The following is a 17511-nucleotide window of genomic DNA, read 5'->3' on the forward strand; positions in this document are numbered from 1 at the left end:
TTTTTCCATCAGGAGATCATGCTATGACAGAGGAGGTTTTCATCATGAGTCAAGAGCGCGTGAAACGGCCTGGGCATACCAGATGGTACATATCTTCGTTACTTAGCGGCATTATTATTCTTAATTATTTTGACCGAGTGGCCATCTCGGTAGCGGCCCCTGCGATACAAGATTCGTTTCACCTTACTGCAACTGAACTCGGCATCGTGTTTTCCATTTACACCTATTCCTATACACTGATGCAGCTGCCTGTCGGAAGTTTGCTGGACCGTTTTGGGGTCGCATGGGTCACGAGGGTTGGAATGACAATATGGAGCTTTTTAACGATCCTTCTTGCTTTTTTGCAAGGAAAATTGCTGTTGTATCTGTTCCGGTTTCTCATTGGGCTGACGAGCGCCTCTGCGTTCCCTGCTGCCTCTAAGGCAACCGCTCTCTGGTTTCCTCCAAGTGAGCGGGGATTGGCAAACTCATTGTTCGATTCGGCCGCCAAATTTTCAAACGTGATCGGCGCGCCATTGGTCGCGTTTCTTGTCACAACATTTGACTGGCGTGTCGCTTTTTTGACGATTGGATGCATCAATGTGCTGTTTACGATCTTTTTCTGGCAGTATTATGAACAGCCTGAACGGCACAAACGCATTTCTAAAAGTGAACTAAACTATATTCAAAAACACAATGCCATTACAACAGAGCAAATCCCTTACAAAACGGGCCCGCTTTTAAAAAAGCTTTTCACCAATCGGAAAGTATGGGGCTTAATGATCGGATTTACAGGGTACGGGTATACATTCAACCTGCTGCTCACCTGGCTTCCGACTTTCTTTAAACATACATACGGTATGGATCTCATGTCGTCCGGTTTATTTACGGCAGTGCCGTGGCTGATCTCAACCATTTCCGGAATTGCCGTCGGCGGCTGGCTCGTCGATTATTTTATTAAGAAAGGCTATCCTAACACCAAGGTGTACCGAACCGTAATCATAGTCGGAATGAGCTTTGGCTTTTTCTTTTTAGGCTCCATTCTGACGAACAATATTACCGTAGCCATTATTTGCATTTCCATCGGACTCGCCGGAATTTCAGCGACCGCTCCGGTCGGCTGGTCCATCTCCGCAGAACTCGCGCCGATCGGTTCCGTATCCATGCTGAGCTCCATGGTGAATCTCGCAAACAACCTGTTCGGAGGCATTATTGCTGCGTCACTGACAGGGTATTTGTTTGATGTGACAGGCTCCTTTACCCTCAGCTTTCTGGTAGCTGGTTTTGTGCTGTTGCTGGGATTGGTTTTTTATGTGTTTGTATTAGGGGATGTAAAACGAATTAAACTGGAATGAAGAGTGCTTGCTGAAAAGCACTCTTTTCTTTGAATCCGCCAGGTGTTATTTTCTTTCTCCCAACATTCACTGGGCTGTTCTCGGACGAAAACACCACCATTTTATCCTTGACTCCAACCAAAGGTAAGGCCTCATAGTGAAAGAAGAAAGGAGGAGTCAGATGGTGAAATTAACAGTAAAAGAACTATCCAATATTGCGAATGTCACAATCAAAACGCTTTATCATTACCACAAAATCGGCTTGCTGGCCCCAAAGGAAATAAGCGAAGCCGGATATCGGTACTATGGTGCTGAAGAACTAAAAAGACTGCAGGAAATCCTTTTTTACAAAGAATTAGATATTCCTTTGTCAGAAATTAAAACATTACTAAATGAGGATGCTAAAAGAACAAGTACATTAGAAAAACAAAAAAAGCTGTTTGAAAAGAAAATTGAAAAGTATCAGCGTCTCATTCAAACAGTCAACACATCTTTAGAATACACGAGAAAAGGTGAAAACATGGATCATAAGGTAATGTTTAAAGGATTTGAAAGCGCTGAAGAATGGAAACAATCTTTAGCAGAACAAAATGGGTATTTAAAAGAGCGTTACGATTTTGAATTGGATACACATACAATCAATGTCGATGAAATGAACAAAATGGCAATAGAGGCTAAACATTTTCTTGATAGGATGGCTGATTTTTTAAGAAATGGTGTAACGTATCATGACCCTTCCGTGCAAGAGCATGTCATGAATCATCTTAAGTTCCTAAATCAGAACGGGCATCCGACAAGTAAAGAAGACTACGTAAAACAAACACGTTTTTTTATGCAAGATGATTTCCATAGAGGAATGTTAGAAGAGCAGCAAACCGGTTTATCTTATTATTTGGTTGTCGTTGCAGAACACCTGTAGTGTTTTGTCACCCTTTATAGGGTGACAGCCATCAGGATTACGAGACAGCACCGCCAACAATCGAAACATTCTGCCGGTCAACGGCAAAACGCCGTCCGTTCCATTTCAATACGGTTTGAACATATCCCAATGAGTCGGCGTTATACCTTCCCGCTATCCGCTGGTACGCCAATAATTCGTATACGCCGTCTCTGTCAAAATCAACCGGATACAAGCCCGATAAAGGATTCACCCATCCTTCTATCGGCATTTTTAACACACCTTGGCTGTTATAAATCTCATTCAAATATTCCCTGCCCTTGTAAGTAAGGTCGAGGATATACGTTTCGTTTTGCTGATGACTGATGACGCTCGCTTTATATTGATTTTGATACCTCACACTGTACTTTAATTCATCATTCAATACATCTGAATTGAAAATTCGCCGGAACTGCCTGTTTAGATAGGCAAACACATATGCATAAATAGCACCGCCGCTTCCCCCTGTATCCATTACCACTGCCACATCCTCAATCTTGTCGCCTGTCATATCCCCCAGAAAAAGTGACGGATTGTATCCCATATTGTTTTGAAGCTGAATCTGCTGCTCCTGATGGGTTCTGCCATCACGGATCACCAATGTGATATCTCTCCATAACGGGCTGCCGGGCATTTGATTTCCAGTTAGAAAGACCTCGTCAATAACGCCGTCTCCCGTTACATCGCCGTGAGTAGATGCAATGATTGCACGTGAGGAGACAGGCTGCCGAAATACGTATGGATGTTGAACAAGTCCTCTGCTTTCATAAAACCAATAAGGAGCCATTCTGATGTCATACACATTCAATTGTGTCACCTTCCCTAATCAGCTGAATGAATCATTATATGCAGGAATGGCACATCAAAGACATATCTTACACACCAATTAAATCCGTACCATATGAGTTATCGATTACACAAAGCCACTTGCCTTGCGCATTCTTCTTAAATACATAGGTCGCCCTTCTTTCCATCGCATACTCGGAGTCCTTTTTATCCGAATCAAGCAGTGTCTGAGAAAGAACGAGTACCGTGTCACCTGCTTCCAACAGGATCATTTTCCCTTGTGTCGGGACAATATGATGATTGAAATAGTTCGCAATCGTGATAAACGCTTTTTTGATTTCTTCCTTGCCTCGCGCGATCATGCCCGGCTTCACAACTAAAACGGCATCTTCCGAATAATAATTCATCAGTGTATCAAAATCTTCATTTTGGATTGCCAAATCACACGCAGAGATGATGTCTTTCAATTGCTGTTCCAAATGAATTCCCCCAATCATCATGATTGGATATATTATACATCGCTAGATCACTGAAACCGTGAAAACAAAATGAAAAGTATCCTTTTTTCCTATATAATCAAATAGATATATTTAACAAAGTACCCAAGTGAAGGGGTGAACATTATTGTCTGCGGAAGTAACGTTACATGACAATATACATCATGATTTAAGTGCGGATTGCCAGCACTGTTTTGGCCTGTGCTGTGTCGCCTTGCCTTATGCGAAGTCGGCAGATTTTGCTTTTGATAAAGACGGGGGCACGCCTTGCCGCAACTTACAATCAAACTATCAATGTTCTATACATAAAGATCTCAGAGAAAAAGGATTTCGAGGCTGCTCTGCATATGAATGCTTTGGCGCCGGCCAAAAAGTATCCCAAATCACTTATGAGGGAAAGGATTGGCGAAACAGCCCCGAAACGGCCAACCAGATGTTTGATGTTTTTCCTATCATGCAGCAGCTGCACGAAATGCTCTGGTATTTACATGAAGCTCTTTCTATAGATATAGCCAAGCCGATTCATGCTGAACTGAGAACCACTTTCGAAAAAATAGAAAGGCTCACCAGACTCAGCAAAGAACGCTTGCTGACACTGCAGGTGGACGAGCATCGAGCTGAGGTCAATGAATGGCTGTTAAAAACAAGTGAACTGGTGCGAGCCCAAGCCCGCCATCCAAAACTCCCGAAAAAGGTCAGCCGGGGAAGTGTCCTGATCGGCGCGAAACTGAAAGGGCTTGATCTGCGAGGAGCAAATCTAAGAGGGGCGCTGCTCATAGCCGCCGATCTGAGAAATGCCGATTTGAGAATGACAGACTTTATCGGTGCAGATATGAGAGACGCTGATCTCAGCGGCGCCGACCTGACCGGGAGCATCTTTCTGACACAGGCACAGGTGAACGCCGCCAACGGCGATTCGAACACAAAGCTGCCGCTGTCTTTACGAATCCCTGCCCATTGGAAATAAAAAAGGACCCGCTAACGGTCCTTTTTTACTGATCAATTCAATCCTTTTTCGTTCCTTTTATCCGGCACTTTCGCACTTCTTGCCAAGTATCCCGACAGCCATAACGCAACCAGCAGCATGAAGGTGATCATACCGACAACGCCCAGCCAGTGAAAACCAGACCAGAATAGCCCTCCGATTGTTCCGAAAACACTTGAACCGGCGTAATAAAAGAACAAATACAGCGATGAAGCCTGTGCTTTGTTGTGAAGGGCTCTCCTGCCCACCCAGCTGCTGGCAACTGAATGCCCTCCGAAAAAACCGAATGTAAAGAGGGCAATCCCCAGAATTTTCACTGCCAGCATATTGTTTATCGTAAATAACGCACCTGCAATGACGATGAAAATATTCATCACCAATATTTTCGGATAGCCATACCGATCAACCATTCTTCCAATGAAAGACGAGCTGAAAATGCCTACAATCATCACAATAAAGATCCAGCTGGAAAATGCTTTATTAAGCGAATACGGCGGGCCCAACAGCACATACACAATGTAATTAAACAAGGCAACATTGCTTCCAAGCAGCAAAAAACCAATGAGAAACAAGCTGAATAGTTTACGGTCCCTCAAGTGGCCGATCAGAGACATTCCCAATTTCCCGAGCTTCAATTTTCTTGGCGTAAAATGCCTGGATGGCGGCAAATTTATAAAAAATATAACACTAGCAATCAAACTAATGACACCAATTGATCCCATCGCCATATGCCAATTCAAGTACTCGCTCAGGAGCCCGGAAACGATCCTTCCGAAAACGGCGCCGATTGCATTTCCGCTGATATACAGCCCCATCGCCGACCCAAGACTTCCGGGTTCAATTTCTTCCCCGAGATAAGCCATCGCAATCGACGGAAGGCCTGCGAGCGCAACGCCTTGAATGGTTCTCAATACGAGCAGCGTATGAAAGTTCGGACTAAAGGCCGATGCCAGACAGAGAACCGATGCGGCCAGCATGGAAATACCCATAATCGGCTTGCGCCCCCACACCTCGGATAATGAACCAAAGACAAGCATGCTCACAGCTAACAGCATTGTGGTAACAGATAAAGAAAGACTCGCCGCAGTAGGCGTTACATGAAATTCCCGCGTGAATTCCTCCATGAGCGGCTGTACGCAATATAGAATCGCAAATGTATTGAAACCCGCAGCAAAGAAAGCAAACGTAATTTTTCGAAAAACCGGTGTGCCTTTTTGAATGTATGTCATCGGGACTTTATCGGTCCCTCATCATGTTGTGGAGCACTGCCATTCATAAACAATCATCCTTTATTTCTTCCGAATTCAAACATCCTCGAGTCTGTTTATATTACTATCTTAGCACCGTTGATATATGTTGTATAATGCATATAAAATATCATTTTCATGCTTATATGTAATAAAGGAGGGATGATAATTGGAATGGGAACAACTTGAATATTTTCAAACACTGGCCCGAATGCAGCACGTCACGAAAGCCGCAAAAAGCCTCTCCATCACACAGCCTGCGCTTTCACGCTCTATCGCCAGGCTGGAAAATCATTTGGGTGTGCCGCTATTTGACAGGCAAGGACGATCCATTAGCTTAAATCAATACGGACACATTTTTTTGCGGCGGGTTCAGGCGATGATGAAGGAGTACACCGAAGGAAAAGAAGAAATCCAAGCCTTATTAAAGCCAGACCAAGGCGTAGTCTCTCTCGGTTTTTTACATACATTAGGCACCACGCTCGTGCCCGATCTCATCGGCTCCTTTCAGCAGGAATACTCCAACATTTCCTTCCAGCTGAAGCAAAACCACTCTTATTGGCTGCTTGAACGATTAAAATCCGGGGATCTGGACCTCTGTCTCCTCGCTTCGATTAAGCCTGAAAATCCGATCCAATGGATCAAGCTGTGGAGTGAAGAACTCTTTGTATTTGTGCCAAATGATCACCCATTAGCCAGTCGCGAAAGCATTACCCTGAATGAGATTGCCGGGGAGCGTTTTATTTTATTGAAAAAGGGCTATGCGCTTCGGATGACGGTCGATGAGCTGTTTGAGAAGGCTGATATACAGCCGAACATTATGTTTGAAGGAGAAGAAGCAGCTACTGCCGCAGGTTTTGTGGCAGCCGGACTGGGCATATCTATTCTCCCAGACCTGAAAGGCTTAGACCAAAGCAAAATCACCAAAATCCGCGTCAGCTGGCCGGAATGTCAGCGTGTCATAGGAATTGCCTGGATAAAAGGCAGGTTTTTATCACCGGTTGCTGAGACCTTTAAACAATATGTGATCAGCCATTTTTCTGAGTAGGGAGGATTCAAACATGAATGTCAAAAAAATCACGTCAGAACAGGATTTACATACAGCTTTTGAAATCAGAAAGGCAGTATTTGTAGAGGAACAAGGCTGTCCCATTTCGGATGAATTCGATGAGTTTGATACACTCCACGGTGATTGCCAGCACATCCTGGCTTATCATCAGAATGTACCTGTTGGCACTGCACGTGTCCGTATCGTTGGCCACACGGGGAAACTGGAACGAATCTGCATTCTGAAGCCTTACCGCAAATTCGGTTTGGGAAAAGTGATCGTCGGTGCATTAGAACGTATTGTGAAAGAACAAGGCATTTCTGCCTTCAAACTGCACGGCCAGACACAGGCGGCAGGCTTTTATGAAAAGCTCGGCTATCAGACTGCATCAGAAGAATTTATGCTGGACGGCATTCCGCATGTGCTGATGACAAAACAAGACGATTCTGCGCTATAGATTGTTCACAAATTTGTCACTTATGAGCATGAACAGTTCATTGGTATACTAATCACCGATTATGAAGAGAAGGAATGATTGTATGCCAGCAAATAAAAAAGAAGGCCTTATATTTGGCGTGATGATGTGCTTTGGAATGGTCTGCGTCATGTCGATTTACAATGCCATCATCAACGGAGCCATTCAGGATTTTTCACTGATGACCGTTTTTGAAATGGTCATCGGTTTTATGGTCGCCCTCCTGTTAGATTTACTGTTAGTGGGCCCCCTCGCCAAGAAGATTGCATTCCGCATGCCGTTCGACAAGACTAAAAAAATTTATGTCATCCTTGCCATGTCAACTTGTATGGTGATTGGCATGGTACTTTGTATGTCTGTGTTCGGTTTAGTGACAGCGGTTCTAGCAAATGGGCTGAACGGGGACGGCCTCTTCAGTGCTTATCTTATGATTGTGTTGAAAAATTTCATCCTGGCCTATCCATTGCAATTACTGATTATGGGCCCATTAGTCAGAGGGATTTTCATGAAATTTGTAAAACCAAAGCTCACAGCCGCAATTTAAATAGAATAGGAGTGAGCCTGACACTCACTCCTTTTGCTCATGAATCGAATGTAAAACAAGCTACGCAAAAGCCTCTGCGGCAGGCAGCTGCCATTTTTTCTTTTTGGGTGTGAGTAAATCGGATCGAGAGCTGCACCATGCTGAAGAATTTTCAGCTTATGTTTTTCACTTCCATTAATCCCTATACCTTACCACATAGTTTTTATACAATTCTTCGTTATAAAGTATTTCTTCGCCATGTGAAGAGCAAATGAGCGTTGGTTTGATTTGATCTATGATTGAGCCGCTATCGATGTTCTCATTTATATCAACACTGAATCTTCTTATAGGTGGGTGTAAATCCCCCTTACTTGTGATAAAAAGGTCGCCCGTTAATAACGTACGATCGATTTTATGATAATACACGACATGCCCAGGAGAATGGCCAGGTGTTAAATAGTATTTCAGAGGCAGGTGAGCAAGCGTTTGCTCCGTCAGCGGCTGGACAATATGGGCTACCCCTGTGTTCTCCACTTCATTTTTGTTCGGATAAGGCGCTTCTCCATTGATATATATAAGTTCTTTCTGGTGCGCAAAAATCGGAATATCAAATCTCTCTAACCATTTTGATGCACCCCCGATATGATCACTGTGGCCATGGGTAAGCAAAATGGCTTTTGGATTGCCGATCGCTAACGCTGCCCTAATTTGAGCATCAGCAAAACGCTCTATTCCCGTATCAACAATATAAACATCATCACCATCTTTGATAAACCAGGTATGAACCGGAATACGAAGAGGCACATCAAGCTCAAATTCACATTGATAGACATGTTCTGATAGTTGTCTCAAGTTCACGCAAACCACTCCCTTTGGAGATTTTTGATAGTTCAAAAGAAAACAGAAGTGAACGGCCTATTTTCAAGGCAGATTATCTTGAAAATGGTCCCACACTCCAGCAGACTGGTATTCTTGAGAGGAGACGCCGATTTTCGCCAGCATCAGCTCAACTTGTAAACGTTGTCCATTAATAATCCCTTTTGTTCCCCTTCTTCACATATTCCCAATCACGTTCTATATTCTTCCTCACTCTATGAAGGAGTGCAGAAATTGTTTCCTTTTCCTTTGAAGTAAAACCGGACAAGGCCACTTCCGTGGAATGTTCTCCTTCTCTTCTTAACAATGGATATACCTTTTTCCCTTTCTCAGTCGGGAACAGTTTTTTTATTTTTTTATTTTGCTCATCTGGCAGTTTTTGAATAAATCCCTGCATTTCCAGCTTCTTAATGGCCCGCGCGGCCGTTGTCCGGTCCACCTTTATCATTTCCGCCAATTTTTCTTGAATAATTCCCGGATTCTCGTATATACGTACGAGATAGAGATACTGCCCTCTTGTTAAGTCCAAATCTTTAAATTCGATGTTGCTTATGGAATCCAACGCTCTTGCTATCATGCCGATCTCACGCAAAATATCATTCATTCCTAAAACCCCTCACGTATTTTTGTTGCAATTACAACAAAAATGTTTTAACCTTACTATTATAAGACCACATGCATGCTGTACAGTCCAGACTAATATCAGAAAAGGATTGATTCATAATGAATATAAAAAGAATAACAACTGAAGCTGATTTACATGAAGCTTTAAATATTAGAAAAACGGTTTTCATTGAGGAGCAACATGTATCGGAATCCGAAGAGTTCGATGAATTTGATACGCTCCAGGAACAATGCCAGCATGTCTTGGTATATCATGAGAATCAGCCTGTCGGCACGGGCCGTGTGCGCATCGTTGACCATACAGCAAAGCTGGAAAGAATCTGCATCCTAAAACCTTACCGTAAGTATGGATTGGGAAAAGTCATCGTAAGCGGGTTAGAAAAAATCATAAAAGAAAAAGGACTGACTGCATGTAAGCTGCATGGTCAAACACAAGCAGCAGGCTTTTATCAAAAACTGGGCTACCAGATTTCTTCACAGGAATTTATGGAAGACGGCATCCCTCACGTCCTGATGACAAAAGAAATATCGCGGATTTAACATGAAATATATTTTTTACGGATTAGGAATACTTATATTAAGTTTGGGCATTTCCTTAACCATACAATCAGGACTGGGCACATCACCCTTCGATGCCCTTTTGGTGGGTCTGTCAAAAGAAGTCGGACTTACCGTAGGAAGCTGGGAGGTCCTTATTTCTGTGATCCTCTTAATCTGCAACGCTATATTAACGAGAAAAAAACCTATTTTGCTGGGCTTGATTACAGCATTCATTACTGGAATTGGCATTGACCTATGGTTGTTTGTTGTAAAAAACACCCTCTATCTAAACGCGTTGTTAAGCAAACTGATTTGTTTCGGAATTGGTTTGGTGCTCATCGGTCTTGGAACAGCCATCTATCTTCAGACGAAATTCGCATCAACGCCCATCGATCATTTAACACTTATTATCCGAGATCTCTCCAAAAGAACAATCTTGTTTTCAAGAACATTGGTATACGCTCTTTTCTTAGTATTAGCCATTATCTTTAAAGGCCCTATCGGCATCGGAACCCTATTAACCGTCTGTTTAGGAGGAATGCTCCTTCACGTTTTTATGCCTTTAGTTAAAAGACGCTTCTTATCCTTGAAAATGTAAATTGATTGTTAAATACCAATGTTTAAAAAAAGAAGAGGTTAAAAGACCTCTTCTTTTCTTGCTGTTTTACATATGAAATCACTCAACAACTTCACCCAAATACAAAAAAACAACTGACTTTTAAAAATAGCTAAGCTTTTTTCGTTCACCTATTTTTTAGGTTTTTCATTCTTTCTTTGATCTCTATCTTCATTATCAATGCCACCTGAAATAGCATCGATAAAATTATCAATGGCCTTACCGATTTTTCTTATTATTCCATTACTATTACTCATATTTTCACTAGTGTTTTTCTGATTTGAATGAGAGTATTTAATAAAACTTCCAAATAAAGCACCTACAAATCCAATCCAGTTTGGAATTCCTTCTAACCCTCTTGGCTCAAAGTATAACCAATTGATTCCGAATACCACAAGACTAATAAGTATAAGCGTCGTTCCAATTATATTTTTAATCATTCTTAGTATCTACCTCCCGAAATACAGATATATCAATTACGTCTTGAGTATTCAAATGTTTCATTATTTTTTGTGCCAGTTTACATATTGTTTTTTGTGGTAAGCTAACAAAATAACTTTACTTTATACATAAAGAAGGTGATCCCACGCCAAATAAAAGTAAACCCAATAGATTAATCGCTGAGAAGTCTCCATATTTACTCCAACACGCCCACAACCCTGTGGACTGGTTCCCGTGGGGAGAAGAAGCATTTGAAAAAGCAAAACGCGAAAACAAGCCGGTTCTGGTCAGCATCGGTTATTCGACTTGCCATTGGTGGCAATACATATTTTATTTTTAAAAAGTTACCACTCCCGACTAAAAAAGTAACGTGGATATCGAGTAATTCATAATTTCATTGTTAAAAAGATTAATTCCCCTTATATGGACAAATGTCGTGTTACATTTTTTCCTTCTCCACATATCTTTAAGTAAGTAGTCAACTTATTCAGGAGGAGATATTAAGTGGAAGAAATGGGCATGGAGCCATCTCAACTTTGCAGGGAATTTGCAAGGATTCTCAATTCAACACCTAGTGTCGTAAATGGTGTATGTACGGCTACAAGATTTCGAAACAACATTCATCCAGTAGTACTTGGAAGAAGAGCAGAAGCATTTCCTTTTATTCCTCAAGCCTTTTCATTTGAAAGCATGGATCGGAATGGCAGAGCTTTATGTTTAGGTGAGACTGTTTTACTTCAAGAAGAAGTGAACCCGTTTATGACTGAGTTACGCGAATTTGGTATTATTGTAACTGCCGTTCATAATCATTGGCTGTTTGATAAGCCACGTCTGATGTTTATGCATTTTGAATCAATAGACGAACCTCTCACCTTTGCAAGAAAAGTCAGGGAGGCTATGAAAGTTCTTATCAAGAGAACAGTCCGTGCGGAAGCAAAAGTTGATGGTGAAATGATTAAACAGCATGGTCTTTGTGACGAATTCAACGATATTCTAGGTGGAACCATGCATACTTTTGAAAATGGAATTTGTACAGTGATGAGATCACGAACGAATATAAAACCAGAAGTACTAGGAAGACCAGGAAGATCATTTTTACTAATTCCTCAGATGTTTTCATTTGAATCAATGACAAAAGATGGCCGTGCTCTTTGTAGTGGTGAAACCGTGATTCTCCAAAAAGAAATCAATCCATTTATTAGTGTGCTTCGAGAACATGATCTTATTGTAACGTCACTTCATAATCACTGGTTGTTTGATAAACCAAGACTGATGTATATTCATTTCGAATCAATTGATAAACCTATCAACTTCGCATTAAAAGTAAGAGATGCTTTAAAAGTTCTTACTGATAAAGAAGTTAGAGGTTAACATTATTTTGAGCAAAAAAAAAGCGATTTAAAAAAATCGCTTTTACATATGCTAAGGTAAAGTATTGATTCAAGAAAGAAGGTGATCCCATGCCCACTAACAATAAACCCAATAGATTAATCGCTGAGAAGTCTCCTTATTTACTTCAACATGCTCATAACCCTGTGGACTGGTTCCCGTGGGGAGAAGAAGCATTTGAAAAAGCAAAACGCGAAAACAAGCCGGTTCTTGTCAGCATCGGTTATTCGACTTGCCATTGGTGCCACGTTATGGCTCACGAAAGCTTTGAAGACGAAGAAATCGCGCGTCTTCTCAATGAACGGTTTGTGGCGATTAAAGTCGACCGGGAAGAGCGGCCGGATGTGGATTCTGTTTATATGAGAATCTGCCAGCTGATGACCGGGCAGGGCGGCTGGCCGCTGAATGTGTTTATCACGCCTGATCAAAAGCCGTTTTACGCGGGTACATATTTTCCAAAGACGAGCAAATTCAATCGTCCCGGTTTTGTTGATGTGCTTGAGCATCTGTCTGAGACGTTTGCGAACGACCGCGAGCATGTCGAGGATATTGCGGAGAACGCCGCTAAACATTTGCAGACCAAAACAGCCGCCAAATCAGGCGAAGGCCTTAGCGAGTCAGCGATTTCCCGGACATTCCAGCAGCTTGCCAGCGGGTTTGATACGATCTACGGCGGTTTCGGGCAGGCACCGAAATTTCCGATGCCCCATATGCTGATGTATTTGCTTCGTTATCATCACAATACGGGGCAGGATAACGCTTTATACAACGTGACGAAAACGCTGGACAGCATGGCGAATGGCGGCATTTACGATCATATCGGCTATGGGTTCGCCCGCTATTCGACCGATGACGAGTGGCTCGTTCCCCACTTTGAAAAAATGCTGTACGACAATGCGCTGCTGCTGACTGCTTATACAGAAGCCTATCAGGTCACGCAAAACAGCCGCTATAAAGAGATTTGTGAGCAGATCATTACGTTCATTCAGAGGGAAATGACTCATGAAGACGGAAGCTTTTTCTCTGCTTTAGACGCGGATACAGAAGGAGAAGAAGGAAAGTACTACGTGTGGTCAAAGGAAGAAATTCTGAAAACGCTCGGGGACGATCTCGGAACGCTGTATTGCCAAGTGTATGACATCACTGAAGAAGGAAACTTTGAAGGCAAAAATATTCCTAACCTCATTCACACAAAGTGGGAACAAATCAAAGCCGATGCCGGGTTAACCGAAAAAGAGCTCAGTCTCAAACTCGAAGACGCAAGACAGCAGCTCTTGAAGACACGCGAGGAAAGAACCTATCCGCATGTCGATGATAAAGTGCTCACCTCATGGAACGCGCTGATGATCGCGGGTCTTGCGAAAGCGGCAAAGGTATACCAGGAGCCGAAATATCTCAGCCTAGCGAAAGACGCCATCACATTTATTGAAAACAAATTAATCATCGACGGCCGTGTGATGGTCCGATATCGTGATGGTGAAGTGAAAAACAAAGGCTTTATCGACGATTACGCTTTTCTCCTATGGGCTTATCTGGATCTCTATGAAGCTTCGTTTGATCTATCTTTTTTACAAAAAGCGAAGAAACTGACAGACGATATGATCAGCTTATTTTGGGATGAGGAGCATGGCGGATTCTACTTCACCGGACACGATGCTGAGGCCTTAATCGTCCGGGAAAAAGAAGTGTACGACGGCGCTGTGCCTTCAGGAAACAGTGTGGCAGCCGTGCAGCTGCTGCGTCTCGGCCAAGTTACAGGCGACTTATCACTGATCGAAAAAGCAGAAACGATGTTTTCCGTGTTCAAGCTGGACATCGACGCGTATCCGAGCGGCCATGCTTTCTTTATGCAAAGTGTGTTAAGACATCTGATGCCTAAGAAAGAAATCGTTATTTTTGGCAACGCAGACGATCCAGCCAGAAAACAAATCATAACAGAGCTCCAAAAAGCCTTTAAGCCTAACGACTCCATTCTGGTAGCAGAGCATCCTGATCAGTGCAAAGACATTGCGCCATTTGCAGCAGACTACCGCATCATAGACGGCAAAACAACCGTGTATATTTGTGAAAACTTCGCCTGCCAGCAGCCGACAACGAATATCGAAGAAGCCATCCACACGTTAATAAGCAGCAGGGATTAAGATCCTTGCTGCTTACTTTTTGATTTCTTATGGTACCATAAAGCGATCCCCGCAAACACAAGGTTGACCGCTATCGTAAAGAAAGCCTCCCACATCGGGTTCCCCCGCGTAACCGTAAAGAGAGAAGGAATTCCTCCATACACACTGTTTTTTTCTGTAATAAACATACACAAAAACATATTATTCGCGGCATGGGCGCCAAGTGATATTTCGATGCTTCCAGTTTTAATCGTGTAATAGGTCCACACAAACCCAAATGTTAAATACTCAATTCCTGCCCAGACAGCGCCGTTGTTCATTTCTGGATTCGCAAAATGCAATACGCCAAACAATCCTCCAACAATCAGTGTCAAAAATAGAGGATTTTTCGTCAATCTCCCGAAAGCTTGAAGCAAAAATCCCCTGAAAAACAGTTCCTCAGCTGATGTCTGAATCGGAACCAAAATGAGGGCAGCCGCTAGCAGCCAGATAAATCGTGATGTATCAAAGGCTTGCATTGAATAATTGTCTGGATGAATCACAAAATCAATCAATTGTACGGCGATCATCAGCAAGAAATAAGCAATAAAGCCAAAGGAAATTCTCCGCCAATTCATCTTTGAATTTGGTGTTATCACCGTTCGGAAAGGCCGCTTCAAAATAAAGCGTACAGCCAGCCAAACTCCCGGAATGGCGAATAAATAAATCACATGGGACAAATAAAGATCTACGAGGGGATCACTCAGCACAGCTTCATCCAAATCAAACGTGATATTGGGATTCACAATAACCGTGAACAGTATAGCGAAGAGGTAAGCTATATTCCCGAATACATATAACCCTACCATCACCAAAAAAGCGAAAAAATATCTCCACAACGTATTGTTTCCTTCTATAGGACGGATAAATGAATTCATTCCTTCTATGTCTCTTCCTTTCAATGAGAATATTACTATATATTTGCATAAATTGGTCTATGAATCTACTGTTTTGGAAATCTTTTAAGCAAAATTAAAATATAAAGTGTGAATTTAGTTCTTACATCTAGTGATTTGAACTCTGTTGCCAATGAACCAAGATACTTATAATAGTCCCAAGAGGGGAATTTTCAGTCTTTTCTCACTACTCAAAAGGGGGTTTTTTATGAATACGATCTTCAAACAAAAGAATACACATCCTTTCTCAAACGCAGCGAATCGTTTAGACCGCCTTCCGATTTCACGCGTTCATTTCCAAGTGTTAACCGCTCTCGGCATTGTTTATTTCTTTGATCTCGCAGATTTATTTACCCTCAGCAACGTAGCGCCGGCACTGATCGAGCATTGGGGCATCCCGCTTTCAACTATTGCTAACGTAACGGCCGCTTCGTTTTTAGGCATGTTTTTAGGCGCTTCACTGGGCGGACGGCTGTCCGATAGAATCGGCCGCAAAAAAGCCTTAAATCTATTTGTCTTTGTTTTCTCAATCGCATCGCTATGCAATGCTGCGGCATGGGACATTCCATCTTTAATGACATTCCGTTTCCTCACCGGATTTGGCGTTGCAGCCGCCATGGTCATTACGAATAGCTATTTGGCGGAATTTTTCCCTTCAAGTGTTCGTGGAAAATATATTTCTTTTTGTGCCATGATTGGATTGATCGGGGTGCCGATCACCAACATTGTGTCTGCCTTTGTCATTCCGCTTGGTTCATGGGGATGGAGGCTTGTGTTTGTATGGGGTGCCGTCGGCCTTATTTATTTTTTCTTTATTCGACGGCTGGAAGAGTCGCCTCGGTGGCACGAAAATCGCGGGGAATATGCGAAAGCCGATGCGATCCTCAACCGAATTGAGGCACAGGTTGAAAAGGAGAAAGGTCCGCTTCCGGCAGCATCCCAGCCTAAAGTAAGCGAAACTGTTAAGCAGCATGCAGGTTACGCAGGCTTATTGAAAGGCAGAAACCTTAAAATCACCATCGTATTATCTGCTGTATGGATTTTTGAAACGTTTGGGTTTTACGGATTTGCCTCATGGGTTCCAAGCCTGCTAAAAAGCAATGGCGTCACCATGGAAAATACATTGTGGTATAACGTATTGCATTCCGTCGGCGCTCCGCTTGGCGCACTGCTCGGCTCCATGATTTCCGAAAGATTTCAAAGAAAATGGATTTTAGCTGCGAGTGCGTTTCTGACGGCCATCGCCGGGCTCTTATATGGTATGACTTTTATTCCCATCATGATCATTGTATTTGGTTTTATCGTGAATATCACAGAACGGGTCTTTACCTCGAACTTATACGCCTATACATCTGAACCTTATCCGACTGAATACCGCTCATCTGGCAGCGGTTTAGCCTATGGTCTTGGCCGTTTTTCAAACATTTTTGGCTCATTGCTTGTCGGATTTATTGCCGTTCAGCTCGGCTATATCAGCGTCTTCTTATTTATTGGGGGCTGCTGGCTCGCGTGCTCCTTGCTGTTAATCTTCTTCGGTCCTAATACGAATGCAAAACAGATTTAAAAAAGTCAGTGCGGATCTGCCGCACTGATCTCATTACAATTGCTTCAAAATCCTCGCGGGGTTTCCGCCTACAACAGTATTAGCTGGTACATCCTTAGTGACAACAGATCCAGACGCAATCACTGCGTTATCACCGATTGTCACTCCCGGGTTAATCACCGCCCGGCCTCCAATCCAAACTTGATCTCCAATTGTCACAGGCTTACCGAACTCCTTCCCGGATTTCCTTTCGATCGGATCAAGAGGATGACCTGCCGTGTAGATATGTACACCTGGCGCAATCAAACAATGACGGCCGATACGCACCTCACACACATCTAAAATGACACAGTCAAAATTAACAAATGTATGATCTCCGATATGAATGTGATAGCCATAATCACAGCGGAATGTCGGCAAAATCGTGACTTGATCCCCAACCGAACCGAGCAGCTCCTTCAAAAGCTCCGTCCGCACTGCATCATCTTCCGGTGTTTCGTTATATTGTCTAATCAGCTGTCTCGCATGCTTGCGTTCTAGTAATAGTTGTTGATCTTCCGAATTGTATAATTCTCCAGCTGCCATTTTTTCTTTTTCTGTCCTCAGCATTTAAGTC

The 17511-nt window shown here is 42.8% G+C and carries 20 protein-coding genes; 12 read left to right on the plus strand and 8 right to left on the minus strand.

The window, feature by feature from the left end:
- Positions 1-23: 23 nt before the first annotated feature.
- Positions 24-1334, plus strand: coding sequence for an MFS transporter (locus AC07VD_RS05045; protein ID WP_014478548.1), 1311 nt, complete (start codon positions 24-26; stop codon positions 1332-1334).
- Between the two features lie 160 nt (positions 1335-1494).
- The gene (locus AC07VD_RS05050) at positions 1495-2232 is read left to right on the plus strand and encodes a MerR family transcriptional regulator (RefSeq protein ID WP_153255558.1); all 738 of its coding nucleotides are present in this window, start codon (positions 1495-1497) and stop codon (positions 2230-2232) included.
- 37 nt (positions 2233-2269) lie between these two features.
- Here AC07VD_RS05050 and AC07VD_RS05055 read toward each other — a convergent pair whose 3' ends face one another.
- Together AC07VD_RS05055 and AC07VD_RS05060 are read right to left on the minus strand one after the other, a co-directional pair.
- Complete coding sequence (locus tag AC07VD_RS05055; RefSeq protein WP_124059548.1) at positions 2270-3058, minus strand: YybI family spore inner coat protein; 789 nt, start codon at positions 3056-3058, stop codon at positions 2270-2272.
- Between the two features lie 67 nt (positions 3059-3125).
- Entirely contained in the window at positions 3126-3515 is a 390-nt protein-coding gene (locus tag AC07VD_RS05060; protein WP_212128744.1) for a YybH family protein, read from the minus strand.
- Positions 3516-3660: 145 nt separating this feature from the next.
- On the opposite strand from AC07VD_RS05060, the gene AC07VD_RS05065 reads away from it, so the two are divergent.
- A complete protein-coding gene (locus tag AC07VD_RS05065) occupies positions 3661-4500 on the plus strand; it encodes a pentapeptide repeat-containing protein (RefSeq protein ID WP_015715065.1) in 840 nt (279 codons plus the stop codon).
- Positions 4501-4532: 32 nt separating this feature from the next.
- Here the strand turns inward: AC07VD_RS05065 and AC07VD_RS05070 are convergent, their stop codons facing one another.
- Positions 4533-5747, minus strand: coding sequence for an MFS transporter (locus AC07VD_RS05070; protein WP_124059552.1), 1215 nt, complete (start codon positions 5745-5747; stop codon positions 4533-4535).
- Between the two features lie 187 nt (positions 5748-5934).
- Between AC07VD_RS05070 and AC07VD_RS05075 the strand changes: the two genes are divergently transcribed.
- From AC07VD_RS05075 to AC07VD_RS05085, 3 genes are all read left to right on the plus strand, one after another.
- Positions 5935-6813, plus strand: a complete 879-nt coding sequence (locus tag AC07VD_RS05075; protein WP_038429957.1) for a LysR family transcriptional regulator — start codon at positions 5935-5937, stop codon at positions 6811-6813.
- Between the two features lie 13 nt (positions 6814-6826).
- Positions 6827-7270 carry a GNAT family N-acetyltransferase gene (locus tag AC07VD_RS05080; RefSeq protein WP_017695802.1) on the plus strand — a complete coding sequence of 148 codons (444 nt, stop codon included), beginning with the start codon at positions 6827-6829 and terminating at the stop codon, positions 7268-7270.
- Positions 7271-7352: 82 nt separating this feature from the next.
- On the plus strand, positions 7353-7832 hold the full coding sequence (locus tag AC07VD_RS05085) for a DUF2798 domain-containing protein (RefSeq protein WP_212128738.1): 480 nt from the start codon (positions 7353-7355) through the stop codon (positions 7830-7832).
- Positions 7833-8006: 174 nt separating this feature from the next.
- On the opposite strand, the gene AC07VD_RS05090 is transcribed toward AC07VD_RS05085, so the two are convergent.
- Together AC07VD_RS05090 and AC07VD_RS05095 are read right to left on the minus strand one after the other, a co-directional pair.
- Positions 8007-8669, minus strand: coding sequence for an MBL fold metallo-hydrolase (locus AC07VD_RS05090; protein WP_101169727.1), 663 nt, complete (start codon positions 8667-8669; stop codon positions 8007-8009).
- Between the two features lie 169 nt (positions 8670-8838).
- Complete coding sequence (locus AC07VD_RS05095) at positions 8839-9291, minus strand: MarR family transcriptional regulator (RefSeq protein WP_217002687.1); 453 nt, start codon at positions 9289-9291, stop codon at positions 8839-8841.
- 119 nt (positions 9292-9410) lie between these two features.
- On the opposite strand from AC07VD_RS05095, the gene AC07VD_RS05100 reads away from it, so the two are divergent.
- Positions 9411-9851: a GNAT family N-acetyltransferase gene (locus AC07VD_RS05100; protein WP_494721515.1), complete on the plus strand. Its 441-nt coding sequence runs from the start codon at positions 9411-9413 to the stop codon at positions 9849-9851.
- Between the two features lies 1 nt (position 9852).
- Positions 9853-10449, plus strand: a complete 597-nt coding sequence (locus tag AC07VD_RS05105) for a YczE/YyaS/YitT family protein (protein ID WP_160832027.1) — start codon at positions 9853-9855, stop codon at positions 10447-10449.
- A 149-nt stretch (positions 10450-10598) separates the two neighbouring features.
- Here the strand turns inward: AC07VD_RS05105 and AC07VD_RS05110 are convergent, their stop codons facing one another.
- A complete protein-coding gene (locus AC07VD_RS05110) occupies positions 10599-10907 on the minus strand; it encodes a hypothetical protein (protein WP_024573072.1) in 309 nt (102 codons plus the stop codon).
- Positions 10908-11032: 125 nt separating this feature from the next.
- Here AC07VD_RS05110 and AC07VD_RS05115 point away from each other — a divergent pair, with 125 nt between their 5' ends.
- The 3 genes from AC07VD_RS05115 to AC07VD_RS05125 all read left to right on the plus strand — a co-directional run bounded on the left by AC07VD_RS05115 (position 11033) and on the right by AC07VD_RS05125 (position 14438).
- Positions 11033-11248 carry a DUF255 domain-containing protein gene (locus AC07VD_RS05115; protein ID WP_101169730.1) on the plus strand — a complete coding sequence of 72 codons (216 nt, stop codon included), beginning with the start codon at positions 11033-11035 and terminating at the stop codon, positions 11246-11248.
- Between the two features lie 164 nt (positions 11249-11412).
- The gene (locus AC07VD_RS05120; RefSeq protein ID WP_024571956.1) at positions 11413-12279 is read left to right on the plus strand and encodes a DUF1259 domain-containing protein; all 867 of its coding nucleotides are present in this window, start codon (positions 11413-11415) and stop codon (positions 12277-12279) included.
- Between the two features lie 89 nt (positions 12280-12368).
- Positions 12369-14438, plus strand: coding sequence for a thioredoxin domain-containing protein (locus AC07VD_RS05125; RefSeq protein WP_185184151.1), 2070 nt, complete (start codon positions 12369-12371; stop codon positions 14436-14438).
- On the opposite strand, the gene AC07VD_RS05130 is transcribed toward AC07VD_RS05125, so the two are convergent.
- The gene (locus tag AC07VD_RS05130; RefSeq protein ID WP_024572853.1) at positions 14435-15334 is read right to left on the minus strand and encodes a CPBP family intramembrane glutamic endopeptidase; all 900 of its coding nucleotides are present in this window, start codon (positions 15332-15334) and stop codon (positions 14435-14437) included. The genes AC07VD_RS05125 and AC07VD_RS05130 overlap by 4 nt on opposite strands.
- Before the next feature lie 226 nt (positions 15335-15560).
- On the opposite strand from AC07VD_RS05130, the gene AC07VD_RS05135 reads away from it, so the two are divergent.
- Positions 15561-16916, plus strand: a complete 1356-nt coding sequence (locus tag AC07VD_RS05135) for an MFS transporter (RefSeq protein WP_014481501.1) — start codon at positions 15561-15563, stop codon at positions 16914-16916.
- Positions 16917-16949: 33 nt separating this feature from the next.
- Here AC07VD_RS05135 and AC07VD_RS05140 read toward each other — a convergent pair whose 3' ends face one another.
- On the minus strand, positions 16950-17504 hold the full coding sequence (locus AC07VD_RS05140) for a sugar O-acetyltransferase (protein WP_032722825.1): 555 nt from the start codon (positions 17502-17504) through the stop codon (positions 16950-16952).
- Positions 17505-17511 lie beyond the last annotated feature (7 nt).

It is taken from the genome of Bacillus sp. GW821-FHT01G09, from assembly GCF_059422205.1.